The sequence below is a fragment of the Kitasatospora sp. NPDC058190 genome, from assembly GCF_042883685.1.
Taxonomy (GTDB): Bacteria; Actinomycetota; Actinomycetes; order Streptomycetales; family Streptomycetaceae; genus Kitasatospora.
On sequence record NZ_JBHVVI010000033.1, the window covers coordinates 50,043 to 76,309 of the forward strand.

At 68.0% G+C, this 26,267-nt stretch carries 29 protein-coding genes and 1 tRNA gene; 16 read left to right on the forward strand and 14 right to left on the reverse strand.

Annotated features, from left to right (window positions below; all coding sequences use genetic code 11):
- Positions 1-297 precede the first annotated feature (297 nt).
- The 8 genes from ACFVWU_RS17505 to ACFVWU_RS17540 form a co-directional block, all read right to left on the reverse strand.
- The gene (locus ACFVWU_RS17505) at positions 298-2,505 is read right to left on the reverse strand and encodes a tetratricopeptide repeat protein (protein ID WP_387621268.1); all 2,208 of its coding nucleotides are present in this window, start codon (positions 2,503-2,505) and stop codon (positions 298-300) included.
- Between the two features lie 188 nt (positions 2,506-2,693).
- A complete protein-coding gene (locus ACFVWU_RS17510) occupies positions 2,694-3,161 on the reverse strand; it encodes a hypothetical protein (RefSeq protein WP_387621271.1) in 468 nt (155 codons plus the stop codon).
- 489 nt (positions 3,162-3,650) lie between these two features.
- Complete coding sequence (locus ACFVWU_RS17515; protein WP_387621274.1) at positions 3,651-3,881, reverse strand: hypothetical protein; 231 nt, start codon at positions 3,879-3,881, stop codon at positions 3,651-3,653.
- 252 nt (positions 3,882-4,133) lie between these two features.
- The gene (locus ACFVWU_RS17520; RefSeq protein ID WP_387621277.1) at positions 4,134-4,796 is read right to left on the reverse strand and encodes an HNH endonuclease; all 663 of its coding nucleotides are present in this window, start codon (positions 4,794-4,796) and stop codon (positions 4,134-4,136) included.
- 287 nt (positions 4,797-5,083) lie between these two features.
- Entirely contained in the window at positions 5,084-5,800 is a 717-nt protein-coding gene (locus ACFVWU_RS17525; protein ID WP_387621280.1) for an MAE_28990/MAE_18760 family HEPN-like nuclease, read from the reverse strand.
- 3 nt (positions 5,801-5,803) lie between these two features.
- Positions 5,804-6,931, reverse strand: coding sequence for a DUF262 domain-containing protein (locus tag ACFVWU_RS17530; protein ID WP_387621283.1), 1,128 nt, complete (start codon positions 6,929-6,931; stop codon positions 5,804-5,806).
- A gap of 304 nt (positions 6,932-7,235) precedes the next feature.
- On the reverse strand, positions 7,236-7,805 hold the full coding sequence (locus ACFVWU_RS17535; RefSeq protein WP_387621285.1) for a hypothetical protein: 570 nt from the start codon (positions 7,803-7,805) through the stop codon (positions 7,236-7,238).
- 267 nt (positions 7,806-8,072) lie between these two features.
- Positions 8,073-8,828 carry a GntR family transcriptional regulator gene (locus ACFVWU_RS17540; protein WP_387621287.1) on the reverse strand — a complete coding sequence of 252 codons (756 nt, stop codon included), beginning with the start codon at positions 8,826-8,828 and terminating at the stop codon, positions 8,073-8,075.
- Between the two features lie 80 nt (positions 8,829-8,908).
- On the opposite strand from ACFVWU_RS17540, the gene ACFVWU_RS17545 reads away from it, so the two are divergent.
- From ACFVWU_RS17545 to ACFVWU_RS17560, 4 genes are all read left to right on the forward strand, one after another.
- Positions 8,909-9,208, forward strand: a complete 300-nt coding sequence (locus ACFVWU_RS17545) for a hypothetical protein (RefSeq protein ID WP_387621289.1) — start codon at positions 8,909-8,911, stop codon at positions 9,206-9,208.
- 156 nt (positions 9,209-9,364) lie between these two features.
- Positions 9,365-10,075: a GntR family transcriptional regulator gene (locus tag ACFVWU_RS17550; protein WP_387621292.1), complete on the forward strand. Its 711-nt coding sequence runs from the start codon at positions 9,365-9,367 to the stop codon at positions 10,073-10,075.
- Entirely contained in the window at positions 10,072-10,488 is a 417-nt protein-coding gene (locus ACFVWU_RS17555; protein WP_387621295.1) for an ATP-binding protein, read from the forward strand. Before ACFVWU_RS17550 ends, ACFVWU_RS17555 begins: the two co-directional genes overlap by 4 nt.
- 49 nt (positions 10,489-10,537) lie before the next feature.
- A complete protein-coding gene (locus tag ACFVWU_RS17560; RefSeq protein WP_387621298.1) occupies positions 10,538-10,861 on the forward strand; it encodes a hypothetical protein in 324 nt (107 codons plus the stop codon).
- Positions 10,862-11,062: 201 nt separating this feature from the next.
- On the opposite strand, the gene ACFVWU_RS17565 is transcribed toward ACFVWU_RS17560, so the two are convergent.
- Both ACFVWU_RS17565 and ACFVWU_RS17570 read right to left on the reverse strand, forming a co-directional pair.
- Complete coding sequence (locus ACFVWU_RS17565) at positions 11,063-11,821, reverse strand: glycosyltransferase family 2 protein (RefSeq protein ID WP_387621301.1); 759 nt, start codon at positions 11,819-11,821, stop codon at positions 11,063-11,065.
- Positions 11,822-11,826: 5 nt separating this feature from the next.
- Positions 11,827-12,615: a GntR family transcriptional regulator gene (locus ACFVWU_RS17570; protein WP_387621304.1), complete on the reverse strand. Its 789-nt coding sequence runs from the start codon at positions 12,613-12,615 to the stop codon at positions 11,827-11,829.
- Between the two features lie 184 nt (positions 12,616-12,799).
- On the opposite strand from ACFVWU_RS17570, the gene ACFVWU_RS17575 reads away from it, so the two are divergent.
- The 11 genes from ACFVWU_RS17575 to ACFVWU_RS17625 all read left to right on the forward strand — a co-directional run bounded on the left by ACFVWU_RS17575 (position 12,800) and on the right by ACFVWU_RS17625 (position 22,056).
- Entirely contained in the window at positions 12,800-13,174 is a 375-nt protein-coding gene (locus ACFVWU_RS17575; protein ID WP_387621307.1) for a hypothetical protein, read from the forward strand.
- Between the two features lie 85 nt (positions 13,175-13,259).
- On the forward strand, positions 13,260-13,559 hold the full coding sequence (locus ACFVWU_RS17580; protein WP_387621310.1) for a hypothetical protein: 300 nt from the start codon (positions 13,260-13,262) through the stop codon (positions 13,557-13,559).
- Positions 13,556-14,845 (forward strand): hypothetical protein, encoded by a 1,290-nt coding sequence (locus ACFVWU_RS17585; RefSeq protein WP_387621313.1) that lies wholly within the window; start codon positions 13,556-13,558, stop codon positions 14,843-14,845. Before ACFVWU_RS17580 ends, ACFVWU_RS17585 begins: the two co-directional genes overlap by 4 nt.
- A 32-nt stretch (positions 14,846-14,877) precedes the next feature.
- Positions 14,878-15,198, forward strand: a complete 321-nt coding sequence (locus ACFVWU_RS17590; protein ID WP_387621315.1) for a hypothetical protein — start codon at positions 14,878-14,880, stop codon at positions 15,196-15,198.
- Positions 15,199-15,286: 88 nt separating this feature from the next.
- Positions 15,287-17,500, forward strand: a complete 2,214-nt coding sequence (locus tag ACFVWU_RS17595; protein ID WP_387621317.1) for a cell division protein FtsK — start codon at positions 15,287-15,289, stop codon at positions 17,498-17,500.
- A 136-nt stretch (positions 17,501-17,636) separates the two neighbouring features.
- Positions 17,637-17,888 carry a hypothetical protein gene (locus tag ACFVWU_RS17600; RefSeq protein WP_387621320.1) on the forward strand — a complete coding sequence of 84 codons (252 nt, stop codon included), beginning with the start codon at positions 17,637-17,639 and terminating at the stop codon, positions 17,886-17,888.
- A 24-nt stretch (positions 17,889-17,912) separates the two neighbouring features.
- Positions 17,913-18,095: a hypothetical protein gene (locus ACFVWU_RS17605; protein WP_387621322.1), complete on the forward strand. Its 183-nt coding sequence runs from the start codon at positions 17,913-17,915 to the stop codon at positions 18,093-18,095.
- Between the two features lie 150 nt (positions 18,096-18,245).
- On the forward strand, positions 18,246-19,139 hold the full coding sequence (locus tag ACFVWU_RS17610) for a bifunctional DNA primase/polymerase (RefSeq protein WP_387621325.1): 894 nt from the start codon (positions 18,246-18,248) through the stop codon (positions 19,137-19,139).
- Positions 19,136-20,143 (forward strand): AAA family ATPase, encoded by a 1,008-nt coding sequence (locus tag ACFVWU_RS17615; RefSeq protein WP_387621328.1) that lies wholly within the window; start codon positions 19,136-19,138, stop codon positions 20,141-20,143. The genes ACFVWU_RS17610 and ACFVWU_RS17615 overlap by 4 nt, the downstream gene beginning before the upstream one ends.
- Entirely contained in the window at positions 20,140-20,502 is a 363-nt protein-coding gene (locus ACFVWU_RS17620) for a helix-turn-helix domain-containing protein (protein WP_387621331.1), read from the forward strand. Before ACFVWU_RS17615 ends, ACFVWU_RS17620 begins: the two co-directional genes overlap by 4 nt.
- A gap of 15 nt (positions 20,503-20,517) precedes the next feature.
- Entirely contained in the window at positions 20,518-22,056 is a 1,539-nt protein-coding gene (locus ACFVWU_RS17625) for a LacI family DNA-binding transcriptional regulator (RefSeq protein ID WP_387621334.1), read from the forward strand.
- Between the two features lie 129 nt (positions 22,057-22,185).
- On the opposite strand, the gene ACFVWU_RS17630 is transcribed toward ACFVWU_RS17625, so the two are convergent.
- From ACFVWU_RS17630 to ACFVWU_RS17640, 3 genes are all read right to left on the reverse strand, one after another.
- Positions 22,186-22,259, reverse strand: a tRNA-Pro gene (locus ACFVWU_RS17630).
- 100 nt (positions 22,260-22,359) lie between these two features.
- The gene (locus ACFVWU_RS17635) at positions 22,360-23,304 is read right to left on the reverse strand and encodes a metallophosphoesterase (protein WP_387621337.1); all 945 of its coding nucleotides are present in this window, start codon (positions 23,302-23,304) and stop codon (positions 22,360-22,362) included.
- Positions 23,305-23,328: 24 nt separating this feature from the next.
- On the reverse strand, positions 23,329-24,015 hold the full coding sequence (locus ACFVWU_RS17640; protein WP_387621340.1) for a CGNR zinc finger domain-containing protein: 687 nt from the start codon (positions 24,013-24,015) through the stop codon (positions 23,329-23,331).
- 192 nt (positions 24,016-24,207) lie between these two features.
- On the opposite strand from ACFVWU_RS17640, the gene ACFVWU_RS17645 reads away from it, so the two are divergent.
- On the forward strand, positions 24,208-24,660 hold the full coding sequence (locus tag ACFVWU_RS17645) for a GatB/YqeY domain-containing protein (protein WP_387621343.1): 453 nt from the start codon (positions 24,208-24,210) through the stop codon (positions 24,658-24,660).
- Between the two features lie 160 nt (positions 24,661-24,820).
- Here the strand turns inward: ACFVWU_RS17645 and ACFVWU_RS17650 are convergent.
- On the reverse strand, positions 24,821-26,267 hold a 1,447-nt coding region (locus tag ACFVWU_RS17650), incomplete at its 5' end, for a transglycosylase domain-containing protein (RefSeq protein WP_387621346.1).

Genomic DNA, 26,267 nt, shown 5'->3' on the forward strand with positions numbered 1-26,267 from the left:
TCCAGCCACCCTGGCCTCGGGAGTCGCGCAGAGCGGGCCTGCAGACCTTCCCAGGAACCGGGATCAATGGGCATGTTCCTAGCTGAAACGCCCACTTAGATCACCTTCCGGAGCGTCAGCCTCTGGCGGTGGGGTGATGAGGGTCCGAGATGGTGGCGGGAGCAAGACTTCGTGCCAGTTACGGGCTCTGATCGCTGGACTCGGAGCCGAGGGCGGCGTAGGTGGCACTGACCTCGCTGCGAGATCGGCCAGCGGCCGGCTTCCGGGTGGCGGGTTCACAGCGCGCTGCGCCCTGCGTCATTCGTCAGTTGTTTCCTCAGCAGCAGCTGCAGCGGTTGTGTCTCCGGATTTGCCACGCCAGTAGGTGAGGCTGCTCCCGACAGCCAGAGCAGCAGGGTGATCCGCGCCCATTACCCGCACGACATCGGGAAAGGCCGCTGAAAGCAGACTGACAGCATCGGCTGCGTCGCCCGCCATCCCCCGCCATTTGGCGAGACCGACTCGGACCCCCAGGGTGTCAGGGTGGTCCGGGCCCAGTACCCGCAGCATGTGCTCGAGTAGCTCGGCTTGATCCGCTGCCGCCCCTGCGGCGTCACCGGCCCGCCCCTGGCACTCGATGAGACTGCCCCGTGTAATTAGGGTGTCGCGATGGTCAGGGCCCTGTACGCGAAGCCTGACGTTCAGTAGGTGGGCGAACTCGGTGCTCGCCCCGGCTAGGTCTCCTGCTTGACACCGCCAGTGGGCCAAGTAGCCCCTGATCGTCAGCGTGCCGGGGTGTTCAGGTCCCGATAACTGCAGGGTGTGCTCCAGTAGTTTGGCGAAATCGTCGACGGCGTCGGCTGCGTTCCCCGCACGTCCCTGCCAGTGGGCGTGGTAGCCCCGGACTGCCAGAGTGTGAGGATGCTTGGGGCCGAGCACCCGCCTCATGCGTTCCAGCAGCTCCCTGCTGGCTGTGACTGCACCGGCTGCGTCCCCTGCTTCGCCTCGCCAGTGGGCGAGGTAGCCCCGGACCGTCAGAGTGTGGATGTGTTTTGGGCCCAGCACTCGCAGCGTGCGATCCAGCAGCTCGCTGAGTTCGACGGCTGCGCCGACGGCGTCGCCAGCTTCACCGCGCGCAATTGCGAGGCTCACTTGGAAGGCTAGGGTCTCGGGGTGGTCGGGGCCGAGACGACGGTGGGATGTGTTCGCCAGATATTGGTGGTGGCTGACCGCCGCAGTGAACTGGCCGCTCTTGCTGAGACTTTGTCCGGCGTGAACGAGCAGGGAGTGGCAGCTGGGTTGCCACAGGGCATCACCGGCGTGACGGGTGAGGGCGTCGGCATTCGCATGCAGGGCGCGGACCAGGTCGGCCTCCCGTTCGCTCTCGGGCCAGACGGCACGGATTGCGTCTGCGGCGACTTGGGTGATCAGGAGGTGCTGCCCGTAAGTAATGCCATCTCGGACCGCGCGCTGGATGAGCTGATGAATGCTTACTGCCTGGAGGGGGGTGCTAGGGGTGTGGTCTATCAGATTAAGACGATGCAGAGCCCTGATGGCACTAGTTACTTGCATATCTGTGACCCAGTTAGGCGACCGTTGACGTTTCCAAAGCCAGGACCGCCGACCTTGCGGCCTAGCAGCGTTGGTCACTTCGTTGCGGTCGAGGACTACAGAGAGAAAGGCGAGAAAAGGTCGACTTGTTAGAATAGCGTCAGGGATGCCATTGGAGTCGAGCATCGCTACCAGCTGAAGTATGGGGCGGGCGAGGCCGGCTGGGCTGAGCCGTTCCGCGCGGGTGATCGACAACGACCAGGCGGCGGCCACGCTTGCGGTCTGGTCATCCGGCAGGGCATCGGGCTCAGGCAGCAGATCCGCCAAGCGGCGTGTCTGGTCGGCTAGAAGTTCGCGGTAGTCGGCGCAGTTCAGGTCAGCGTCGATGAGGTAGGCGACGGCTTGGGACAAGGCGAGTGGGAGATAGCCGAGGTCGGCGGCGAGGCCCCGAAGATGCTGGGCTGGCTCGTAGCGACCGTGTGCGGCCAGCGCTGCGCGCAAGTAGGCGGTGGCCTCGTTCGGGGTGAACAGACCCACCGGCACCCGGAGCTGGCCATCCCCAACTATGGCGGCATCACGGCGTCGGCTGGTGACCAGGGTGCGGCCGTTGAGGTTGGCCGGTGGCCGGAGACCGCGTAGATCGGCAGGGTCGGTGATGTCATCCAGGACGATCAGCCATCGGCACGGCTCTGCTTCGGCCTTGGGTTCAAGCCAGGCGAGGAACTCCTCTGCGGCGCGCTCTGGATTGGCCGGGTCGGCGCCCAGAACCTCGACAGCGGCCTGGGCATACCCGGACACCGCCGTCGTGCGGGTACCGGCGTTGATCCAAACGAGCAGGTCCACCGTGCCAGACCGCAATGCGTTGCGGGCATAGTCTGCGGCCAGCTGGGTCTTGCCAACTCCGCCGGCTCCCGACAGTACGTGGTAGAGCACTGCCGTCCCGCCGTTGGCGATTGCCTTCCGTACCTCGTCCACGACAGCCCGGTGCTGGAAGGAGCGGGCGCGAGAAGGGATCACACCTACCTGGTGGGGCCAGGACACCGGAGGCTTAGGAGCGGAGTAGTACGCGACGAACTCCGCGTGGCCGACGGCGACCGCATGGTGATCGGCGTAGACAGCGTTGTCCGCTGTGACCTGAGGGGCTGAGATATTGCCGGGTGCGTTCAGCCCTGGTGCGGACCCGGCTGTGGAGGGTTTCCCAGGCTCACGTCCCCCATGGTGAAAGCAGCCGCAGACCCATGGTCGGCGCGGATTTCCACGTTCCCGCCTACGGCCTGCCCGCCGTTGCCAGCTGACACCCCTCCGGCCGAGCCAGACAGCGCCTGCAACTCGTCCACCTCCCGCTGCAGTGCGGCAGCGAAGTCTGCGTCGTGCTCCGTCGCGTCTTCCAACGCAAGTTCGAGGCGCTGACGAGTGCGCGGGTGCAGCTCCTCGTGCCCGGACTCAGCCTCCTCACACGCCCGCTGAAGCGCGGGGTCTTGTCCCAACTTGCGGCTAACCAGGTCATGCAGCCGGTCCATTCCAGCGTCCAGACCACGATCGACCTCTGCATCAGCCCGACCAGCCAGTCGGTGCGTCTTGCGGAGTACCCAGGCGAACACGTACCCGACCGCGATTTCAATGCCCGTCATCGTGCCCCCGAATCGTCACTGACACTGTCTCAGACCGTACCCCCAAGACGTCACCCTCAGAGGGCCGATCACGATGAGCGGAGCAAATCCGGCCTGAGGCGACAGCAGGTGTAAGCGATGTCAATCGCTAAGAGGCCCGACGGCGGCTGCACGGGCCGTCGGCGGACTGTGTCACGATGAGTTGCGCTGGCGTGGTCGATGAAGGGCATCAAGTGTTCACGGGGTTGCTGTACTTTCCTGCTGGCACATACGTCAGAGGCTCTATCGGATCTCTCCGATAGAGCCTCTGACCTGGGTCGGGGTGGCGGGACTTAACCCACGGCCTCTTCGTCCCGAAGCAACCTGACCACCCGTCCGACCTTGGGGAGTAGTGCCACTGACCTGCCCGGACGGTCCCCGGCTGTCCGTAGCCGTCCGCCGATGTGCGCACCTGTTGTAGCGCAGTTAGACACTCAGCCTGACTGCTGCGCGCGGCTCAGCCAGGCCGCACTACAACAGCTTGTAGGCCCACCGCTCGGCGTTCATGCTGCCAGCAGGTCGCTCCACCAGCCCGGTGACCGCGCGCTGCACGATCACCGAACTGCGCTCCGCCCAGATCTGGTCTCCAGGGTTCAGGAACAGTGGCTGGTCGAGATCGAACACATAGCAGCCAGGTTCGAAGTCGACGCGGTCCAGGAGCAGCATCCTGGGGGCCGCGGCCGGTGAACCGTTGAGCATCATGCGGGCCATCATCGTCCGGTTCCGTCGGTCTGGACACCTTCTTTACAAGGACAGGCATTCGACACCCGGCGTGACCTGTACCCCACCCGACCTGCCCGTTCCCCGGCCACCGCACCGCCGGCACCCGCGACTGACCGCCACGTACCGCCGAATCTGGCACGCCTGTGGCACGCGGGATCCCGCCTGCGGGCCGTCAGTAGGTGGGGCGATCGCAGTCCTCGCGTAGGGGGCATGTACCGGGTCGGGCCGACCCTAGAATCCGACCGCCTCGCACACTGCAAGATGAAGTTCTGCCGACGCTTCGGAAATCTCCTCCATAATGTCGCGCTGGGCGATCTTTTTGGGCAGAGGGAGAGGGCTTTCGGCCAAGTCGTCACTCCATTCGGCAACGTGAAAGAAGATGGCGCCAGCCAGCCCGGAAGCGTCAGAATTCTCCCACGCTCGCTGAAAATCGAGAGTCGCGCCGAGCGCCCATGCGAAACAGTCAATCGACTTTAGTCGAATCTCCTCTACCATCTCAGGAGACGAGCGCCGCTTTCTTTTCATCGCAGCATGCTCTAGCTCCGATGTAATCCACGAGGAGAAGCGCACCCTAAACTCCTGGTAGGCCGCCAGGAGTCCGATCTGCTCCGGCTTGCCAACACTGGCAGCTATAAGCAGCGGATTTAGGTTCGCCTTGTACTGCCTCATTGCAGTCCGATCGATAGCCCCACGCGGGTCATCGAAGCGGGCATGGCATGTCGGACAAAGCGCGATGAGATTCTTGAACTCGTGCGTTCGAACCTTTGCCCATGGAACGATATGGGCGATCTCGACAGGCGTGGAACGGCATGTAGGAATGGCGCATCGATGACCAGCCTCGATGAGCACGCGCCGCCGTAGGTCGCTTGGCACTTTTGGACGCTTGGCTCCCATGCCCGCCATGCTAGCCACGAGCACTGACACCGCATGCGACTCAGGTCCTCAAATCCCCTTGAGCAGAAGCTAGTTCCCTCGGGGTAAGGCGACGGTCGGAACCCGGCCCGCCCTCAGCCCCGGCGGGCTCTAACCTCGGCATCCCTCCCGGCCGCACGCTCGACGTGCGCGGCCGGCCGCCGCCGAAGCGGGGCGCAAGACAGGAGCGACGGCGAGCGGCTGGGCCGCGCGCTGGCGTGCTGTGCGCGCCCTTGAACCAGTAGCGAAACTTGTAACAATCTCGCTCTCTACCGCGATGGTCGGAGCGTGCATGCGCCATCAATTGCCTTCGCTACGATCTCCGAGAATGCTCCACCCACAGACATGAAGAACTCGACATAACCCTCCAATTCCGCCGAAGTGGGTTTCACGGAATAGTCGCCATGGGCAATCAGGTTTCGCTTATTTACGATCTCCTCCAGCTTGACATCGACCCTAATGCTAAATCCGTCTATGTGCAGAGCTTCAGTTGCTTCATGAATTATGTCGGAAATTCCAATCAGGGCAAATGCCTCGCGTAGAACATCAGGGCGCAAGCTGGTCATTTGCCGCGCGAGAATTTTTGAAGATATTACTCTCGGGTCTATGGAGCGCTCATCATCCCATAGTCCGGAGAACCCCGAAAAAAGCCTCCTAGTTCTATTAACCCTCTCCTCCCCGGGAGAGAGTGAAGCAATTTCTTGAATGCGTTCCCGCGTGAACAGCTCAAGGAAAGCAGGTGGAACTTTTCGAGCTGGCGGGCGTACTGCGCAGATCTCGTCTACATATTCCCGCAGAGCAGCTTTAGCGAAGCCCTCAAAGTGGGCCACTAGCAGAACTAGGCAGGCGCGGTGGACAGCGTTCTCCAATCTCACCGCGTCCTCTGCTCTGGGCATCAATGGTGAGGATGGGCGCGCCGCAAGAAGGTGATTGATCTCGTCCGTACTATTGACAAAATCATCATACGCAGCAATCTTCGCCGGCATTCCTCACGCACCCAGAAGATTCGTCAGCTCACACCGCACGCCCAACTCCTCAAGGCCAACGGCGAACCTGAGTACCCTGTAGTGCATACGCGAGCGGTCAGCGGTCGCGCGCCCAATTGAGAATAGAAAATCCTCATCCGCAAGAAGTTGCAATCGCAATTCATTTACTTCGCGCGCTTTCGCCCGGATTGCGGACCGGTCGGCATGAGCAAAAGAAATCATAATTGCGTCAAACAGCGCCTTATTCATGCCAGGAGCTGGACGCCCAGAGGCAGTGGGGAGCCTGAAAGCCGTTGACCCAAATACATCACCGACGGTGCGACATACATCCGCAAAAAGATCGACTTCTTCCTCTGCCGGTGGTTTGGCCCGGTTTTTGCGCATATACCCGTTTAGAAGCTGCCGAAGCGGCGGGCGATACTTAGCGATATCTTCGTTCAGGGCAAAGAACCGGAGAATTAGCTCCTGGAAATCCATTCGATGATTCCTGATGCCGCTCAGAATCCCCTCAAAGTAGGGCACCCTTGCCGTCCGCTTCAAGAAGTCATTTAGGTCGCCCCGATAAATGCAGTTCCGTAGCTCCTGTGACCCCAATCGAGCCGAGCCGGTATTGAGCCTCTCGAACACGTCAAACTTGATATCAGGGTCGGAGTCCTCGGTAATTACAATGCATCGGATAGTGCGACCGCTTAGCCGCCTCTGATCACGCATGCTGAGCTCGGAAAAAGTCTTCCCTTCGAGCTCAGAGAGGACTGGAATTCCCTTTAGCGCAAAGCCGTTTTCAAGATAGTTGCTGATGGTTGTGATTCTCTGGAGCCCATCGATTACTTCATAGGCTCCCTCCTCGTTCTCTGCAAAATAGCAGACCGGCACTGGAATATTGAGCAAAAGGCTCTCAATCAGGCGGCTCGCCTTTGCATTATCCCAGACATATTGGCGCTGGTATTCAATGCTGAGGAGTAGGCGATCTTTCTTAATGTCATCAACAAGGGTGCTGAGGGAAAGGTCGTAAGGCTGAGTAACCAGGCGGCGTTCACGGTCTGCAAGGTTCAGAGGTTCCCGCTGCTCGCTTGTCGTGTCCTCGGATTCCTCGCCGGACTCGTCATCAAACAGCGTCTCACTTTGAGTCACCTCAGGCCCCTGTCTGTTGAGTTGATGGGCAGCTTAACTTCTCGGTGTGCACCAGGGGGCTACCATGCATATGTTGTTGCCTGAGCGTGACCGAATAGCTTGCCGCTCGAGGGCAACGCCGCCGGCCCCAGCCACCGCGCTGCCCCGTTCTGGCGGTCGCGCCGGGACCGGGCGTCAGCCCGCAGCTTGGCGTCGGCCGCACGGACGGGGCAGCGGCGCGCAGGGCGCGCGCCCTTGACTCGGTAGGGCTGAATCTGGCAGTGAGATTGCATCAGTTGGTGTCCGCAGCACAATCACCTGTCATTTAGGAGCGGTTGCCGTTCGAGCCGCCCCGCGGGGGCGGCAACAACAGGTCACGCTCCGGGTGGCTTTCGCCGGTGACGTTGCCCTGGACGCCGAGGTCCTGGCGGGCGGCGTCGTGGAACTCATTGATAGCGCCGAAGACGGCGCGATTTCGGGTGCGCCACTCGTCAAGCGTGCCGTGGACCTTGCCGCCGGCCTGCCAGTCGACTTCGAGGGCTGCCGCGTTGAGCCGGTGCGCAGCCTCTACGACCTCGTCGCCGCCAAGGAGCATGATGCGCTCGAAGGCGCGGCCACGCTGCCAGTTGGCCTCCGCCAGCTCCGCGGTGAGCTCGTGCTCGGCCTTGTTGCTCGCGTGGATGCCTTCCTTGTGCTCGTAGAGGTGGACGGCGAGGAAGACGCACGACCTGATCCTGTCAATGTAGCCCTCGTACGCGTGGAGCTTCTTCTCGTCCCACCGGGTCAGCAGCTCGTGTTGTTTCCGGCGCCGCTCCATCGCGTGGTTGGTGAGGTGCGTCGTCAGCGCACCCACGAGGACGGCTGCGATCGTCACAATCTGTTCGGCCGCGGCCAAGTCTCCCCCAAGACATGAAGTTCTCTTGATGTCTTGAGGATTCTAGGAGTTGGACGGGATGCGCCGCCCTGCTAACGGCTGACTTGCCGCATGTCTGTCGGTGCGCGTTGTGGGCATGCGGGCTGAAACATTGGGGCGCTGGATCAGCTGGCGTGGGAGCATCCGGGGCGGGTGCGTGACACTGTGACAGCTGCGACGACCGCGCCTGATGTTTCAGCCGAATCTGAGGCGGAGGCGGTTCCGCTGCATGCGGAAGTCCGTGGACGCTCAGGGGGTGATGGGTACTTCGTAGACCAGTTCGCAGAGGCCTGCGGGGAGGACGATGTCGGCTGTCTCGACCGCGCGGCCGTCGTCGGCGATGTACGTGCGCCGGATGTGCGTGACGAGGGAGCCGCGCTGCACGCCGAGGAGGGAGGCTTCCTCGTCGCTCACCTGCCGGGGCTCAGGCTGTTCGGTGAAGTGGCTGACCGTGATGCCGATCTCTGCCATGCGGCCGACCACGCCGGCGCCGGCAAGCGGCCCGCCCTCGGGCAGGACGATGATCGTGCCTGCGGTGAGGGCGTAGGGCTCCCAACTGGTAGACAGCTGGATCGGCTTGCCGTCGGCGAAGTACTCGTAGGACGTGCGGACGCAGAGGTCGCCCTCGGCGATGCCGAGGCGGGCTGCGATGTCCGCTGGCGCCGGGACCTTGGCGTCGGTGCGGCTCTCCCAGGTGCCCCGCCGGCCAAGGCTGGTCATGTCGGCCTGGAAGGGTGAACCTCCGCGGTCTTCGCGGGCTCGGGAGCGGACCAGCCGAAGCCGCTGGCGCGGCTCGGCGACGAACGTGCCTGAGCCCGCGCGGCCTTCCAAAGCGCCCTGGAGGATGAGGAGTTCCTGCGCGCGGCGCACGACGTTGTCGCCTACGCCGAGCTCGCGCGCGAGCTGAGCGCGCGAGGGCAAACGGTCGCCCGGTGCCCATTCCCCGCTGGCGATGCGCTCTTGCAGGGCGTCTGCGATGCGCAGGTACGGAGGTTGCTCACGCATATGGAAAATCTAGTCCACTAGGTCTAATCTAGTTAACTAGCTTCGCTCTGAGTGGCCAAGGAGCTACGGAGGGGTGTCCTGTGTTCTCGTGCGATCTGGCACGTGCTGACGGCATCACTGCTGGTCTTTTGGCCCTCGGGCTCGATCCGCAGATGAAGGATCACGGCAATCACGCCTGCATAGAGACGGAGGTGCCGGACTCGACAACGGCCGAGTCGTGGGGAGTTCTCCTGGCATTGCTGGAGACAGCCGACCGGTTCGGAACTGTCAGCAGCGCCAGCCGCGGCCTGATCGCATGGGCCGCCGTCCGCATGGATGCGCCCGCGACGGACGATGCAGTCGCCGTCGCGGGGCAGTGCCATCAGCTGTATGGGAGCTGATCAGCGTGTTCGACCTTACCTGCCCCGCCCCGACGTGGACCAGGCGTCAGCTCGTTGCGTGTTCGAGCTATCGCCCCCCGGCCCCGCTGCCGTACCGCAGTTCCACCGATGACAACCGGAGGTGGTGAGCGCGCCATGGCCGTCCGATACACACGCGTGGCCGCAGACCTCCGGCGCCGAATCGGCTCCGGGGCTCTTCCGGCCGGCAGCAAGCTGCCCTCGGAAAGTGAGCTTGCCGCGACCTACGAAGTCGGCTTGCCGACCCTGCGTCGGGCTCTGGACGAGCTCCAGTCCGAGGGGTTGATCGAGAAGTTCCACGGCAACGGGAACTTCGTTCGCCGTCCGGTCCAGCCGATCACTTACGCCGGCGGGCGCCACCCGCAGGACCCGCCGGCAGCTCACTCTCCTGCGTTGCGGATCGAGGTCACCGTGACCGAGGTCAAGGCAGCAGGCGAGCTCCAGTCGTTGCTCCGGGTCCGCGCCAAGACTCCGGTGGTCGAGCGTGTCTACCTCAGCGAGCAGGCTGGTCGCCCATGCAGTCTGGCGCGCGTTTACGTGCCGCGTGCGCTGGACGCTCCTCTCCCGGAAGCTCCGTGGTCGCCCTGGGGCGACGACGTTCGCGCGCATCTGCTCGCGCGCGGCATCCGGTGCGCGGAGACTGCCGAGCGCGTCACTGCGCGCTTTCCGAGCGCCGATGAGGCCGATGCGCTTCGCATCGTTGCCCGGATTCCCGTCCTGGCGATCGAGCGTACGTCGATTGATGGCGCCGGTCGGGTGGTGATGGGCGTGTTGTTGGTGCTCCCCAGCGACCGAGGCGAGGCGGTCTTCTCGACCGGCGGGCCAGAGCTGACGGGGGGCGGGAAGTGACGAGGCTCATCGGAACGTCTCAGGCGTGGCTGTCTCGTCACCGGAAGTCCGTTGGCGCCGCCCGGAGTCTGCTTCGGGAGTTTCTGGCCGACGTCGATGACGGCCAACGGTTCATGGGCATCGGAGAGTTGGTCCTATCCGAGCTGGTCACCAATGCCGTGCAACACGCGCGGGTGCCAGGTCGGTTGATCTTCGTCCGATTCGGCATGGAGCCCGGGCTGCTGTGCATCGAGGTTCACGACGCCAGTCGGCGGATCCCGACGATGCGCGCGGCGGGCAATGAGGACGAGTCCGGCCGCGGGCTGCGGTTGGTTGACCAGCTCGCGAAGGAGTGGGGCGTGAGCCCCCGCGAGGGTGGTGTGGGCAAGGCGGTGTGGGCGTTGGTTGCCCCGACGGACGGGGGTGCGCTGTGAGCACTGACCAGAGCGCGCAGCATCAGCGAGAGGCCGAGGAGGGTACGCGGTGATCAGCATGAAAGACGGAGGGGCCAAGACATTCGGCCCGGTCATGGCCTCGATCGACGGCATCATGCCCGAGGCGGAGTTCTTCAGGCTCCCCGACGCGCTTGCGGCGCTGCTCAGGGAGATCGAGCAGCTGACGGTGTGGGCATGGCACCGGGACTTCATTGAGTGCGGTCTCGGTCGGCCGGGTGCGGCGGAGTTCATCGCGGGTCAGGTGCGGCGCAGGGGCAGCTGGACGCTGGCGCTCTACGTCGGCGACCTGTTGGAGCCTGCCGAGCCCCACATGATCAGGATCCGCCCGGCCTATACGGCGGCGCCGAAGTGAACGCGCAGGCCTCTGTCCGGCTCAGCGTACGCGGCTGACGGATTTCGAGCAGGGAGGGGAAGTGCAGCCGCTCCGGGCCGATCGTGCTCGAAGGCCGGCCAGGCCACCCCATCCCTGAGGCGCTGACTACGGCTGAGCCCGGACATCTCCAGGACGGAGAGGTGTCCGGGCTCTTGCCGTTCCGGCCGAGGGACGAAATGCTCAGGCCCCGGCGGGGTACTGCCACGCCAGCCCCGCAAGCAACTCCGCCCTGGCTTCGATGACCGCCATCCGGGCCTCGCGCTCGGCGCTGTCGACGTGGGCGGCCTGGCTGGTCACCTGGCCGGGCCACTTGCGGTAGTGCAGGCCGACCTCCGCCGTGAACCAGCCGCGGCTCACCGCGCTGAGCGCGAGGAGGAGCCCGGTGTCCTCGGAAGCGGGGAGGGCCATCCAGCCGCCGAGGGCAATCAGCAGGTCGCGGCGCATGCAGAGGGTTGCTGGGTGGACCTGGGCGCGGTAGTCGTGTGCCTTCCAGTGATCCAGGACGGCGCCGCGTTCGATGGGGCCGGCGGGCGGGTCCTGGTCGAAGCCGACGAACGAGCCGTCCGGGAGCAGGTCAAGGACGCGGGAGGTCGTCCAGCCGATCTCGGGGTTCGAGGTGAGCGCGGCGATATCGCGGGCGAGGGCGCCGGGAGCCAGCATGTCGTCGGCGTCCAGCACCTTCACGTACTCGCCCTCGGCCCGCGCCAGCGCCATGGTCCGGGCCATGCCCGCACCGCCCTGTCGGCCCTGGCGGAAGCTGATCCGGACGTCGTCGGGGACGTAGGGGGCGACCTGGTCGCTCTTGCCGTCTTCCTGGATCAGCCAGAGCCAGTCCCAGCCCTCCGGCAGTTCCTGTTCGCAGAGTGACTTGTAGGCGTCCGGCAGGAACAGCGCGGCCGGCGGGTGGACAGCAGTGACGATGATGATGCGCCGCTGCACGGCCCTCACCACCTTTCCAGTTGAGTGGTGAAGGTCAGCTCCGTACGGTCGCCCGGGAGGGTGACGTCAGCGATGTCCACGACGCGGCCCTCGACGTCGAAGGATGTCTTTCGCAGGACGAGGACGGCGGTGCCGGGCGGCAACTCCAGTTCCTCGGCCTCCTCAGCCGTCGGCGGCCGCGCGGTGACGCGCTCGACGATCCGGTCGACCTCGATGCCGACCGTGTGGAGCTGGTTCTGCGTCCCGCCGGGCCAGGGTTCCTTCGTGGCGTCCAGAAGGTCGGGGTTGCCCGCGATCATGTCGTGGACCAGGTACGAACGGGTGAGATTGAAGGGAGCCGTCTCCGTGCGGTAGCGCGTGTGAAAGACGCGCTCCAGCAGAGTCGTTCCTTCTGTCACTCCGAAGGCGGCCGCCCACTCGGCGTCCGCGGGGATCTGCCGGTACTCGGCACTGAAGACCAGGTCGTCCAGCTCCAGACCGGTGTCGCGCTCGGTCGCGCCGGTCTGCTGACGCTCCGCCAGCGAGCCGCGCGCGCGGTTCTTCTCCCACTGGTGCCGGTCGTTGCTGCGCTGTACGAGCTTGCGTGCCTTGCGGACGAAGGTGCCGCGACCGTGCTGCTTCTCGATCAGCCCTTCGGCCTGGAGGAGGGCCAGGGCCTGGCGGACGGTCGGGAGGCTCTTGCCGTACTGCCCGACGAGGCTCGTCTCCGCCGGCAGCCGGTCCCCGGGCTTCAGTTCGCCTGCCCGGATGAGCTGGCGGAGGTCGTCCGCGATGCGCTCATACGCCTTCGCCATGGTGATCACCGTCCTGGTCGTCTAGCGGAAACCAGCATACGAGTCCTCAAGAGGACTTGACGAGTTGGGGTGGCGTAGCTCATAGTCATGGGCAACTCCTAAAGAGGACCTGAGGACAGGATCTCTTAAGGAGTTGCGGGCGGCTGGGCATGGCCGGACCCGCTTCCGATCCCGAGGGGGGCCAATGCGACTCGCAATCGGTGACGTCGTCCGCGACCGGAGCGACATGGCGCTGGGCGCGGTGGCCGGTGCCGCCGAACAGGCGGACGGCAGTGTTGTGGTGATCCAGCTCTCCGGCGGGGAGCTGCGCCAGGTCCGGCGCTACGACCTGGAGCTGGTGGGCCGCCGACCCGAGTCGGAGCCGGACGGCGGGAGCGTGGCGTCGTGGGGCGTCCGCGGTGTCGCCTTCGTCGTGGCGACGCTCGGCGGCGGAGCCGAGCTGGCCTCTGGCGGCGGCTGGCTGCTGTCCTTCCTGGTCGGCCTCGGCTCCTCCTCCGCCGTCACGGCGGCCTTTCAGGCCGTGCAGCGGATGGCCGCCCCGCGGCGCATCCACGTCTGAGTAATCCGTTGCCGGCGGCGGCGGTCGACGGATCAAGGAAGCCCGCTGCCCCGGCTCTCTCCATCCCTCCAGGAGTAGGAGAAGCATGCGCACTTCGTTACGCGATCGACGGCCCGACGGGGCTGATGAGTTCGAAGAGCAGGTCGGTCCGCTGTCGGAAGGCGAGCAACTTCCTGAGTTTCTCGGTGAGTTGTTTGTCGGCCGGGCGGGCGAATCCGACGCTGAGCGCGCTGTTCGCGTGGACGCTGCCCGGGGCATCCTGGCGGATCTTCGCGAGGACGCGCCTGAGCTGGTCGCGTACGTCGCGGAACTGCTATTGGACGCCGCCACATTCGTGACACGCTGCACCGACTGCCGGTCTTTCCGGCCGGGGAGGGCCGCATGAGTCGGCCGACCGTCTACAGTCCGCGGGCCGCACGGCAGTTGGACGCGGTCGCCGTAGAAATCGCGCGGGCACAGGCCGGGCGGGACCGCGCCGAGGCCGAGGCCCTGGCGCTGAGCGCGCGTATGGCCGCCGAGCGGGAGCGCCAGGAGGCGCGGGCCGAGTTGAGGGCGGTCGCGGAGGCCGAGCGCGAGCGGCGCAGGGCGCGGCGGCGCTCCGAGCGGGGACGAAGGTGGGCCGCCCGCCGGGAAGCCCTGGCCGGCCGTGCGGTGCTGCTGGCCACTCTGGCGGTGATCGCACTGTTCGTGGTGGTGGCGCTGCCGGGGCAGATCAGCTTCCTCGCCCAGCGCTGGCCGCTGCCGATGGCGCTGGCCGGCGGCGGCGCGTTGGAGTCCCTGACGTGGGTCTTCGCACTGCAAGGCCGAGTGCGGGACACTCGCGGCCTGTCCGCCGCAGCGCACCACGCAGGCATCTGGGTCGCTGCCGTGGTTGCTGCGGGCATCAATCTCACCCACGGTGCGCAGATGTGGGGGACCGGCTTCGCGGTCGTGGCCGCGTGCGCCTCGCTCGCCGCGCCGATCACCTGGCACATGTACCTGCACTCGCAGCGGCAGGATGCCGGCGACCCGCGCCAGGCTCGGCGCGACCGTCAGCGGAGGCGCCATCACCGCAAGGTGGCGCAGACCGCGAGGTGGCTGTCCAGTGCACTGCCTTCGGAGCTGACGCCGGAGGAGTTGTGGGCGTTGGCCTGGCGGGCGGTGCACGGTGCCGAGCCGGGGGTTACTGCGGACCTGCTCACCGCGCACGCCAAGGCGTCAGCGTCGGTGGCGAAGCACCTGCGCCCGGGGGATCGGGCCGGCGTGGAGCTGCTCGCCCGGCCAGCCGCCAGCTGGCCCACGCTGGGCACGACCAACGTGCGGGCCGCTGTGGAAGCCGGATTCGCCGTTGCCCGTCCGGTCGCCGAACTCCTTCGGGCCGACGCCAGCGGCTCTGCACGGGCCGTGCCGCAGGCAGGGCGTACAACGCCATACAACCAGCTCAGGGGCCGTACAAGCGCACCACGCACGCCCCGTACAACCTCCGTACCGGCCGCACCGGACGACGCCGCGATGGAAGCGAAGCGCCATGCGGCACGGGCAGCGATCCGGCGCACGCTCGCCGACGGCCGCGTTCCCTCGCCGACCGAGATCGGGCGGACACACGGCATGTCTCCCGAGTGGGGTGCCAAGCAGATCCGAACCGTCCGGACGGAACGGCAGCCCGCCCCCGTCGGCGCGACCGACAAGTGACCGAGTCATCCCCAACCTGAATGGACTATGCGATGAGCCTCATCGTGACGTACGTGCACGCCACTCCCGAGAGCACTGTCACCGGGAAGCGACAGGCCGACGGTTGCCCCGTTCTGACGCTGGCGACCGCGACGGGTGAGGTCGACATCTTCGGCCCGAGCCCGAAGTTTGACGGTCCCGCCGCGCACCTCGCGTTCGCGGAGGCGCTGGCCAGCGCGGCGCAAACGTTCCTGGAGCTGGCCCGGGACTACGCCGCCGGGGCACAGCCGTGGCAGCTGGACAGGCCGGGCGGAGCCGAGCCGGAGAACGTTCCGGACGTCGTCGCCGAAGCCGACACGGCGCGCTCGCTCTGAGACGCCGACGAACTCCCGGGACGCGCCCCGCCTGGCAGCACAGTGCGTCCCGGGTCCCCTTCGCCACCGACGTGAGGAAGGATCCACAGTGAACCATGACGACGAGGACGACGACGCGCGCGAGCTGTTCGCACGCCTCGAAGCCGAGTTGAACGCCGACCGCGACGGCAGCCCGGCCGGCCTCGGCCAGGGCGGGCCCCAGCGTGAGCAGCACGGCACCGAACCTGCCCCGGCCGTCAACCAGGGCAGCCCAGAGACGGACTCGGTGTACGAGGACGCACCCGCCGCGCCGGTCGACAAGCCGGCGCCCGCCGGTCCGGGATGGCTGGAGCGCGTCCAGGCGGAGAAGCGCCGACCGGTGGTCCCGGCCTGGCTCCGGAGCAAGGCCGAGTTCCAGGCAGCGGCTCGCTGGACGGTGGGCCACTACGCCCACACGATCGCCTTCCACGCGGCCCGTCTGCCGGCCTACGCGGGCAAGCTCGCGGTGCGCTCGCCCCGCGGTGCGTCCCGCGCGATGCGGGAGTTCCGTCGGTGGACGCGGGACCTCGAAGGCGAGCCGATCCGCGCGTACGCCGTCGCCACCGAGGACGCCGAGCTGTACCTGAAGCTGACCCGTCAACGCGACCGGCGGGTTGCCGCGCGCGGCTGGCTCACCGTCCTGTACGCCCTGACCGCCGCTGCGTTCGTCCCGCTGCTGGCGCTGAGCACTCCCGGTTGGATCCAACTGGCACTCGTCGCCGCCGTTGTGCTCGGCCTCGGCGCAGTAGGGGCACCGGCCGATCAACCGCTGATCTCCCGCGCGGTGATTGCGGCGACGGTGCAGCGACTGACCTCTGAGATGGTGGAACGGGCGCTGTCCGTGCTGGCCATCAGCGGTATGACCCAGTACCTCTCCAAGGGCGGCCGCGTGGAGTTCACGGCCCCGATCACCCGCGACGGGCCTGGTTGGCGCGCCGACGTCCAGCTCCCTCCCGGAGTCACGGTCGGCGAGGTGATGGAGAAGCGCGACAAGCTGGCCTCCGGTCTGCGCCGGCCGTTGGGCTGCGTGTGGCCGGAGCCGATGGCGGGCGAGCACCCGGGCATGATGGCGCTCTGGGTTGGCGACCAGGACATGAACAAGACGCGCCAGCCGGAGTGGCCGCTGCTCAAGGCCGGGACCGTGGACCTGTTCAAGGCGGTTGGTTTCGCCACCGACCAACGCGGGCGCTGGGTCGACGTCACCCTGATGTACGTCGCGGGCGTCATCGGCGCCATCCCGCGCATGGGCAAGACCTTCCTGCTGCGCCTGCTCCTGCTGATCGCGGCCCTGGACCCGCGCGCCGAGCTGCACACCTACGACCTCAAGGGCACCGGCGACCTGGACCCGGTCGGGGAGAATGTCTCGCACCGCCACCGGGCCGGCGAGGACGACGAGGACATCAAGTACGCCTTGGAGGACATGCGCGCGATCCGCGAGGAACTGCGCCGTCGTGCCAAGGTGATCCGCTCCCTTCCGCGAGACATCTGCCCCGAGTCCAAGGTCACCAGCGAACTGGCCGACAAGAAGTCGCTGGGGCTGCACCCGATTGTCATCGGCGTCGACGAGTGCCAGAAGTGGTTTGAACACCAGCTCTACGGGCGTGAGTTGGAGGAGATCTGCACGGACCTCGTCAAACGCGGTCCGGCGACCGGCATCGTTCTCCTGCTCGCCACGCAGCGCCCGGACGCCAAGTCGCTGCCGACCGGCATCAGCGCCAACGCCTCCGTCCGGCTGTGCCTCAAGGTCATGGGCCAGCTGGAGAACGATATGGTCCTGGGCACCAGCTCCTACCGCAACGGCATCCGGGCCACCACGTTCGCATGGGCCGACAAGGGCATCGCCTACTTCGTCGGCGAAGGCGCGGACGCCCGGATCGTGCGGGCCGTCAACATCGACGCCCCCACGGCCGAAGCCATCGCCACCCGCGCCCGAGCGGTGCGCGAGCGGGCCGGCCTACTCACCGGATACGCCGCCGGCAGGGACAGCACGCCGGCCGACGGACCGTCCTACGACCTGCTGGCGGACATTCTCGCTGTCGTCCCGGCCGCCGAGGCGAAGGTGTGGTCGGAGACCGTCGTCGCCCGGCTCGCAGAGCTCCGCTCGGAGGTCTACGCCGGGTGGGCGCCCGACCAGCTGACAGCCGCGCTCAAACCGCACGGCATCAGCACCGGCCAGGTCTGGGGCACCGCCGAGGACGGTAAGGGCGCCAACCGGCGCGGCATCACCCGCGCTCACATCGTTGCCGCTGCTACGAAGCGTGATCAGAAGCGCGATGCGGTCTGACTGCCGCCGGCGCTAGGCCTAGCACCGGCATCCGCTAGACCTAGCGCCCCCGCTAGCGCGCTCAAACCGCCCTGAACAGGGATCTATCGCCTAGCGCCCCGTATCTCGGGGCGCCCGTAAATACCAGGGAGGACGCATGGCCAGCGCCCTGCTGTCCGCTAGCCCCGTCCTGCTGTTCATCACGCTGGGTTATGCACTGCTCTGCGCGGCCAGCCCGTTCGGCGATTGCCGCAAGTGCCGCGGCTTCGGCTTTCACCTCAAGTACGACCGCCGCGGTCGGCCCTGCCGCGGGAAGCACTGCCGCCGCTGTGACGGCATCGGCAAGCGCATCCGCGTCGGACGCCACCTCTACAACCTCGCGCGCCGTCTGTGGGCCGGCGCCCGCTGACGTCCTCACGAAGGGAGTCCGGCCATGGCCGTCACCATCTCCACCGCTCTGATCTTCTTCGTCATCACCGTGGTTCTTGTCTGGGCCAAGCGAGTCAGCACCCTCGCCGCCGCTGCGGTCTGGCTCTCGGGCTTCACCGCCGCCGCGACTGTGGTGGCAAGCCCCATCCACGCCCTGCTCACCGCGCTCACCACGGCCGGCCGCTGAGCCACCAGCCGACTCGGCGAGCCGACGCCCAACTGACCGGCAGCAAGGCCGGTTGTTGATGTGTCAGCCATACCCGGGGCAGCGGACGACGGATCAGGAAGCCCACTGCCCCGGCCTCCATCCCATCCAGGAATAAGAGGTGCTCCAAGCATGCATCACACCACCCCCTGCCCGCTGCTGCGGGCCGCATTCAAGGCCATCGAACGCGGTTGGCACGTCTTCCCGTTGGTGCCCGGCGAGAAGCGGCCGGCGGTCAGGGCCTGGGAATCGCGCGCCACGACCGACTGCCGGCGCGCCGCCCGGTGCTGGACCGCGGGCCGCTACAACGTCGGTGTCGCCACGGGTCCCTCCCGGCTGGTGGTCATCGACCTGGACGTGCCCAAGCACAGCCAGGACCGGCCGCCGGCCGGGACACCGGCCGGAGTGGCAGACGGCCGGGACGCCCTTGCTCACCTCGCCGAGCAAGCGGGGGAGCCGTTCCCGGGTGAGACCCACACCGTTCGAACTCGCCGCGGGCTCCACCTCTACTTCGCGGCCCCCGCAGGTGTGGAACTGCGGAACACCGCCTCGGTCCTCGGGTGGAAGGTCGACACCCGGGCCTGTGGCGGCTACGTGGTCGGCGCCGGCAGCACGGTGGACGGCAGCCGCTACCTGGTGCTCCGCGACGAAGAACCCGCGCCGCTGCCGGACTGGATCCGCGAGCTCCTCGTGCCGGCATCTCTGCCGCCGCAGGTGCACGTCACCACCAAGCTGACCGCCAACGACCGCCACCGCGCCTACCTGGACGCTGCGGAGGGACGTGAGCTGGAGCGCGTCACCAGCGCCCGCCCGGGGCAGCGGAACCGGGCCCTGTACCTCGCCTCCGTTGCGCTGGGGCAGCTCGTGGCCGGTGGCGAGCTGTCCGCCTCCGAGGTCGCCGAGCGGCTCGTCTCGACTGCCCTGGCGAAGGGTCTGGCCGAGCGGGAAGCCCGTGCCACCGTCGCCTCGGGCTTCCGCGCCGGGGCCAAGCGTCCGCGTACGGTCGCGCCGAGGAGGGCTGCGTGAGCGAGTCCTCGTACATCCCGGGAGCCGGCTCGCCGGACCCCCTGCCGTTGCAGCCCACGCAGCAGCGCATCCGTACCGCTTGGACCGCCGACGAGCTGATGGCGGCGCAGTTCCCCGAGCCGCGCTGGGCGGTTCCCGGCATCATCTCGGAGGGGGTCAACCTCCTCGCCGGGCCGCCCAAGGTCGGCAAGTCGTGGCTCTCGCTCGGTCTCGCGCTCTCGGTCGCCGCCGGCGGCCAGGCCCTTGAGCGGGTCCGGGTGGACTCCGGTCCGGTGCTGTACCTGGCGTTGGAGGACACCGCGCGCCGCCTGCAGACCCGGATGCGCAAGATCCTCGGTACCGCTCCGGCACCGTCCACGTTGACGCTCGCCACTTCGTGCCCCGCGCTGCCGCAGGGCGGAAGCGAGGCCATTGCGCAGTGGGTCGAGCGCCACCCGGACGCCCGGATGGTCATCATCGACGTCTTCGCGAAGATGCGCGGACTGTCCATGCCCGGTGCCTCCGCCTACGACGCGGATTACGCGGCCGTGGGGCACGCTAAGCGGATCGCCGACCACTACGGCATCGCGATCGTGCTCGTCCACCACGTCCGCAAGGCCGGCTCGGACGACTTCCTCGCCGAGGTCTCGGGCACCAACGGCCTGGCCGGTGCCGCCGACGCGACGCTGGTCCTCAAGCGTGCCCGGGGCCAGGCCGACGGGGTCCTTCACGTCACCGGCCGCGACGTGGACGAGACCGAGTACGCGCTGCGCTTCCACCCGGAGGCAGGTGCCTGGCAGCTCCTCGAAGGCACTGCGGCCGACCACACCATCGGCGACACCCGCGCCGCGATCCTGCGCTACGTGCGCGCCAACCCGGGGGCCAGGCCGAAGCAGATCACTGAGGGGACCGGCCTGGAGCCGGCCCTCGTCCGGCAGACCTGCTCACGCATGGCCAACGACGCTCAGCTCTTGAGGCGGGCCGGCGGCTACGCCGTCCCGGACGAGAACGGGGGACAGGGATGACCAGTCACAGCCGTCACAGTGTCACACCCGTCACGCCCGAAGCGCTGTACTGCCCGGATCAGGTTGCCGCGATGCTCGGGCGCTCGGAGTGGTGGGTTAAGGACCAGGCCAGAAAGACCCGCATCCCGTACTGCCGGGTCGGCAACAGCTACCGGTTCACGGCCGAGCACCTGGCCGAGATTGTCAGGCTTCTCGAAGTGCGCCCGCAGGTGAGCCCGCCTCTGGTCACCGTCGACCCGCAGCCGGCTCGCTCGGCCTGTCCTGTCGGCCCTGAGCGGGCTGTCGCGCCGCAGACGCGCCTCAAGGCGCGGCCGCCGCGTCGGCGCCTGAGTGAGCTCCAGACGGCCGCGGTTGCGTAGGGGGAGGGAACAGCAATGGGGTTCGGAGAGAAGCGCGGGGACTACTACCGCGGCAGGTACTGGCTGGCGCCGGGCAAGCTCGCCACCGTGGCGGACGAGAACGGTGCCACGATCAGGTTCCGCACCAAGCGGGAGGCGGCCAAGGCGGCCAACGACAAGGAGGCTCTGGTCCGCGCCGGGACGCTGCCGCCGGCGCCCAAGCCCGCGCCGGAACCGGAGCCCGCGCCGACGCCGCTCACCTTCGGCGAGTACGCCAGCGCCTGGTACGGCGAGCAGGACTTGGCCGCCTCGACCATGCAGAACTACAAGCGCCACATCGAGCAGCACCTCCTCCCCGAGTTCGAGTCGGTTCCGATCGTGGAGATGACGCGAGCCCGGATTGAGGGGTGGGCCAAGGCGGAGCGGGAGCGCGGCTACGCGGTGAGCAGTATCAAGACCTGGCGCAGCACGCTGCACCTGGTTCTCGGGGATGCGGTGGAGGACGGAATTCGGGACTCGAACCCGGCGGCCAGGCGGCGAGGCCGAGGGAAGCGCGCCGGCCGGTCGCGCAACCGTGGCCCCGAGAAGGTGGTGACCGACGCGCTCGGGATCCTGCTGATCGGCGAGCGCGCCTCTCTGCTCTCCGGACGGGACGACGAGTTCGTTGCGGTGGTTTCCAAGGGATTCACGGGCAAGCGGTGGGGCGAGCTGGTCGGGCTGGAAGCGGAGTACGTCCGGCCCACGAGCGTGCGGATCGAGTGGCAGCTCTACGAGCTGGACAACGGGGAACTTCACCGCTGCCCGCCCAAGGACGACTCGTACCGCACGATCGACACCCCGCCCTTCCTCTCGGCCATGTTGGCCAGGCAGATCGAGCGGAACCAGCCGAAGCCCTGCGCTTGCCACGGGCGGACCTACGTCTTCAGCGGCCACGGAGCCGCCAACGGCGCAGCTCGCCGCACTGGCGTGAAGCTCGTCGACGTCGCCCAGCGCGCCGGGGTCTCCACCGGCACCGTCTCCAACGTGCTGAACCGGCCCGAGACCGTGCCGGAGGTCACGCGGCTGCGCGTCACCAAGGCCATCGCGGATCTCGGCTACCTCCGTAACGGTGCTGGCGGGGAGAACGCGGCGCACTGGCGGCGGAGCGGCTTCGCGCAATGGCTGTTCCAGCCCGCGGCGACGGGGTGGTACCCCAAGAAGTCCCCGCAGTCGGCGCACCCGGTTCCAGTGCTGGCCGAACCCTGGCCCGGGATCCCTGCCCGGGGACGAGGCGCGGCGGCACGGGCGGAGGCCTGCTGGCTGCCGATCGCCCAAGGGCTCACGCCGCACGGCGAGCGCCACGCGCACAAGGTGATGCTGGACTGGCTGAAGACCCCGAAGGTGCTGACCGACGAGCGGATGGGCCACCTCGACGGTTCGGTCGGGGCCCGCTACTCCCACGTCACGCAGGAGATGCGCGACGAACTCATGGAGGGCCTGACCCGGATCTGGGAGGAGGCGCTCGCCGCCCGTCGGCGGATGCGTCCTCGGTCACCTGTGGCCGTGCTCGACGTCCTGCTGAGGGGGAGTCAGTAGAAGTCGCTCCGGAGTGACCTTCCAAGATCCACTCCCCAACTCACTCCCCAGTGGCCCTCAAGGGCGCCAAGAAACCAGTCAGGGCCGATCTCCCTTGCGGGAGACCGGCCCTGAGCTGGTCTTACTGGGTCGGGGTGGCGGGATTTGAACCCACGGCCTCTTCGTCCCGAACGAAGCGCGCTACCAAGCTGCGCCACACCCCGGTCTTGCGGTTTGTCGCTCCGTCTCCTTCGCGACGAGTAGAACTCTACCGGACGCTCGCCGAGACACGAAATCCGGTTTCGTGCGGGCGTCCGGTGCTGGTCAGCGGGGGGCCGGGGTGAGGGTGAGGAGGGTGGCCTCGGGGGGGCAGGCGAAGCGGACCGGGGTGTAGCGGTTGGTGCCGCAGCCGGCCGAGACGTGGAGGTAGGAGCGGTGGCCGCCGGCCTGGTGGGTGGAGAGTCCCTTGACCCGGCGGGTGTCGAGGTCGCAGTTGGTGACCAGGGCGCCGTAGAAGGGGATGCAGAGCTGGCCGCCGTGGGTGTGGCCGGCCAGGATCAGTGGGTAGCGGTCGGCGGTGAAGGCGTCGAGGACGCGCAGGTAGGGCGCGTGGACGACGGCGAGGGAGAGGTCGGCGTCGGCGGAGGGGCCGCCGGCGACCTCGGAGTAGCGGTCGCGGCGGATGTGCGGGTCGTCGAGGCCGGTGAACTCCAGGTCGAGGCCGCCGACGGCGAGGCGGCCGCGGGTGTTGGTGAGGTCGAGCCAGCCGGCCGCGTCGAAGCCGTCGCGGAGCTTCTCCCACGGGTTGTGGACGGCGCCCGTGATGCCGCGACGGGCGGTGCCGTCGGGGTTGTTCATGCCGTGGGCGCCGCTGCGCATGGCCTGGAGGTAGCGGGCCGGGTTCTTGCGGGCCGGGCCGTAGTAGTCGTTGGACCCGAAGACGTAGACGCCGGGGAACTCCATGAGCGGCCCGAGCGCGTCGAGGGTGGCCGGGACGCCGAGCGGGTCGGAGAGGTTGTCGCCGGTGTTGACCACCAGGTCGGGGCGCAGGCCGGCCAGGCTCTTCAGCCAGCGCTGCTTCTTGCCCTGCCCGCTCACCATGTGGATGTCGGACACCTGCAGGACCCGGATGGGCTTGGCGCCGTGGGGCAGGACGGGGACCTCGACCCGGCGGAGCCGGAAGGCACGTACCTCGTACCCGACGGAGTAGGCGAGGCAGGCGGCGCCGGCGGCGGCAACGCCGAGCGGAACGGAGTACAGCGGTCGCATCAGCCCATGCTCTCAGACGGTGGATCAGCTGGTGAACGTCCGGTGGCCCGGTACGGGAACGGGCCCGGTGGACGACCCCGGAGGCGGAACGGGAGCCGGTTCCTCGGTCTCCCGCCGGGCGCGCAGGGCCCGGACCTTGCTGCGGTTGCCGCACCGCTCCATCGAGCACCAGCGCCGCCGCCCGGGTCGCGAGGTGTCGACGAACAGCAGCTGGCAGTTGTGCGCCCCGCACTCGCGGATCCGGTTCGCGTACGGCCCGGTGAGCAGGGCGATCGTGTCCCGGGCGAGGGTGGAGACCAGCTGTGCCCCGTCGGCGGGCAGCGGGGCGGCCGCGGTGCCGTCCGGGGCGATCTGCGGGACGAGCGGTGGGTGGGTGGCGGCCCGGTTGAGTACGGCCAGGTCCTCGACGGCGGCCTCGTCGCCGTGGGCGCGGGCCGTGGCCAGCCGCCAGAGGGCGTCGCGGAGGGTGCGGGCGGCGGTGAGCTGGTCGGCGGAGATCCGTACGGCCTCGGCGGGCAGCCGTAGCCGTGACCGCGGGAGCCAGTCGGCGAGGTCGGAGGGCCGGTGCAGCACCTCGTACCGGGCGTAGTCGCCGGGACCGCCGGTGGGGAGCAGTTCGAGGCAGAGGGCGCCGGGGTCGAAGAGGAAGCGGCTGCCGCCGGGGGTGGTGAGGACCAGGCCGGTCGCCGGCTCCCGCTCTCCATCGGTCATGTAACCAGGATAAACGGTTACGGAGCGTTCCGGGACTCCGGACGGCAATCGGCCCGACCCCGGCTCGACCCCGGCTCGACCCCCGGCTCGACCCCCGGCTCGACCCCGGCCCGACGTCGATCCGACCCCGGCGCGACGCCGGGCCCGGTTAATGGCAAGCGACCGAACGCCGCAGGTGGGAGACTCGTGCCCATGACCACGCTCAAGGAGCAGCTGCAGGAGGACCTCACGGCTGCCATCAAGGACCGGGACGAGCTGCGCTCGTCCACCATCCGGCTCACGCTGGCCGCCGTCACCGCCGAGGAGGTGGCGGGCAAGGAGAAGCGCGAGCTGTCCGACGCCGAGGTGCTGAAGGTGATCACCCGCGAGGCGAAGAAGCGCCGGGAGGCGGCCGAGGCCTTCGACAAGGGTGGTCGGGCCGAGCAGGCCGAGCGCGAGCGTGCCGAGGGCGAGGTGCTGGCCGGGTACCTGCCCAAGCAGCTCTCCGACGAGGAGCTGGCCGAGATCGTGGCCGCCGCCGTGGCCGAGAGCGGGGCGAGCGGCCCGCAGGCGATGGGCGCCGTGATGAAGCTGGTCAAGCCGAAGGTCGACGGCCTCGCCGAGGGCGGCCGGGTCGCCGCCGCCGTGAAGGCCGCCCTGGCCTGAACCGTAGCGGGCCCTGGAGCGAGCCGGCCGTAACGGGCCCCGGAACGAGCCAGTCGTAGCGGCCCCGGAACACACGCCGAAGGGGCGCCCCCCGGATTACCGGAGGGCGCCCCTTCACCGTTGTGCGGTCACGTCACCGCGCGGTCACGCGGACGGCGCGTCAGCCGTTGCCGCCGCCGTGCTTGCCGCCGTTGCCGTTCCCGTTGCCGCCGCCGATGAGGCCGGGCGGGAGGTTGAACCCTCCTCCTATCACCCCACCGGGGTTCGGGTTGGCCGGAGGCGGCGGCGGCGGGTTGCCGGCCGGCTGCTGCGGCTGCGGCTGCTGCGGCTGGGCGTTGGGGTCGGCCGGCGGGGTGGCGTTCGCCGGGGGCGCGGCCGGCTGGGGGTCCGGGATGTCGGTGGTCTGGATCGGCTCCAGCGGGGTGCCCTTGAGCGCCTGGTTCATCGCCATCTGCCAGATCGGGCCGGGGCCGGTGGCGCCGAACACGTCGTCGAAGTGCTTGCCGCCGATGTTGATGTTCTTCATCTTGACGCCGCCGGCGGGGCCGCCGAGCCAGACCGCGGTGGCCAGCGACGGGGTGTAGCCGTCGAACCAGGCGGCCCTCTTCTCGTCGGTGGTGCCGGTCTTACCGGCGATCTTGCGGCCGTCGTCCAGGCCGAGGGCGGCCGCGGTGCCCTTCTCGGTCACGTTGAGCAGGACGGTGTTGAGCGAGTCCGCGGTCTGCTCGGAGAACGCCTGGGTGCACTGGGACTGCGGGACCTTGATGTCCTTGCCGTCCACCGTGGTGATCTTGTTGATCGCGACCGGGGTGCAGTACTTCCCGCGGGCGGCGAAGGTCGCGTAGACGTTCGCCATGGTCAGCGGGGAGAGCTCCAAGGTGCCCAGGACCATCGAGGGCACTTCCTGGAACTGGTCGCCCTTGGCGGACTGGGTGATGCCCAGCTTGTTCGCCATCTGCTTCATCGCGCAGAGGCCGACCTGCTGCTCCATCTGGACGAAGTAGGTGTTGACCGAGCGGGCCATGGCCTCCTTGAGCTGGTAGGGGCCGACCTCGCTGTCCTGCTCGTTCTTCACCGTGGCCTTGGGCTTGTCGGTGTTCTTCCAGGTACCCGAGCAGGTGGTCATCTGCGGGTACTCGATCTTGTTCTGGGAGGGGAACGCCTGGGTGTTCGACATACCCGCCTCCAGCGCCGCCGCGGCGAGGATCGGCTTGAAGGTCGAACCGGTCTGGAAGCCGTTGCCGCCGCCCATCGCGGCGTCGACGTTGAGGTTGACGACGGTCTGGTTCTTGTTCGGGTCCAGGCCGTACGGGCGGGTCTGGGCCATCGCCAGGATCTTGCCGGTGCCGGGCTCCATCATGGTCGCCGCGGCCGACACCTGGTCGGTCACGTTGACGTTCTTGGTGACGGCGTTCTGGGCGGCGGCCTGCTTGTCCGGGTCCAGCGTGGTGTAGATGTTCAGACCGCCGGTGTCCCAGAGCTTCTTGCGGTCGTCGGCGTTCTTGCCGAACGCCGGGTCCTGCTTGACCACGTGGCGCACGTAGTCGCAGAAGAAGCCCATGCCGGCCTGGGCGGTGATGCAGCCGTTCTGCGGGTCCTTGTACTTC

Coding starts and splice junctions, on each gene's coding strand:
- ACFVWU_RS17570 (WP_387621304.1), bottom strand. CDS start 12,615: ATGGCGAAGGCGTATGAGCGCATCGCGGACGACCTCCGCCAGCTCATC.
- ACFVWU_RS17510 (WP_387621271.1), bottom strand. CDS start 3,161: ATGACGGGCATTGAAATCGCGGTCGGGTACGTGTTCGCCTGGGTACTC.
- ACFVWU_RS17580 (WP_387621310.1), top strand. CDS start 13,260: ATGCGCACTTCGTTACGCGATCGACGGCCCGACGGGGCTGATGAGTTC.
- ACFVWU_RS17515 (WP_387621274.1), bottom strand. CDS start 3,881: ATGATGCTCAACGGTTCACCGGCCGCGGCCCCCAGGATGCTGCTCCTG.
- ACFVWU_RS17640 (WP_387621340.1), bottom strand. CDS start 24,015: ATGACCGATGGAGAGCGGGAGCCGGCGACCGGCCTGGTCCTCACCACC.
- ACFVWU_RS17635 (WP_387621337.1), bottom strand. CDS start 23,304: ATGCGACCGCTGTACTCCGTTCCGCTCGGCGTTGCCGCCGCCGGCGCC.
- ACFVWU_RS17590 (WP_387621315.1), top strand. CDS start 14,878: ATGAGCCTCATCGTGACGTACGTGCACGCCACTCCCGAGAGCACTGTC.
- ACFVWU_RS17525 (WP_387621280.1), bottom strand. CDS start 5,800: ATGCCGGCGAAGATTGCTGCGTATGATGATTTTGTCAATAGTACGGAC.
- ACFVWU_RS17575 (WP_387621307.1), top strand. CDS start 12,800: ATGCGACTCGCAATCGGTGACGTCGTCCGCGACCGGAGCGACATGGCG.
- ACFVWU_RS17520 (WP_387621277.1), bottom strand. CDS start 4,796: ATGGGAGCCAAGCGTCCAAAAGTGCCAAGCGACCTACGGCGGCGCGTG.
- ACFVWU_RS17600 (WP_387621320.1), top strand. CDS start 17,637: ATGGCCAGCGCCCTGCTGTCCGCTAGCCCCGTCCTGCTGTTCATCACG.
- ACFVWU_RS17645 (WP_387621343.1), top strand. CDS start 24,208: ATGACCACGCTCAAGGAGCAGCTGCAGGAGGACCTCACGGCTGCCATC.
- ACFVWU_RS17620 (WP_387621331.1), top strand. CDS start 20,140: ATGACCAGTCACAGCCGTCACAGTGTCACACCCGTCACGCCCGAAGCG.
- ACFVWU_RS17585 (WP_387621313.1), top strand. CDS start 13,556: ATGAGTCGGCCGACCGTCTACAGTCCGCGGGCCGCACGGCAGTTGGAC.
- ACFVWU_RS17540 (WP_387621287.1), bottom strand. CDS start 8,828: ATGCGTGAGCAACCTCCGTACCTGCGCATCGCAGACGCCCTGCAAGAG.
- ACFVWU_RS17610 (WP_387621325.1), top strand. CDS start 18,246: ATGCATCACACCACCCCCTGCCCGCTGCTGCGGGCCGCATTCAAGGCC.
- ACFVWU_RS17605 (WP_387621322.1), top strand. CDS start 17,913: ATGGCCGTCACCATCTCCACCGCTCTGATCTTCTTCGTCATCACCGTG.
- ACFVWU_RS17625 (WP_387621334.1), top strand. CDS start 20,518: ATGGGGTTCGGAGAGAAGCGCGGGGACTACTACCGCGGCAGGTACTGG.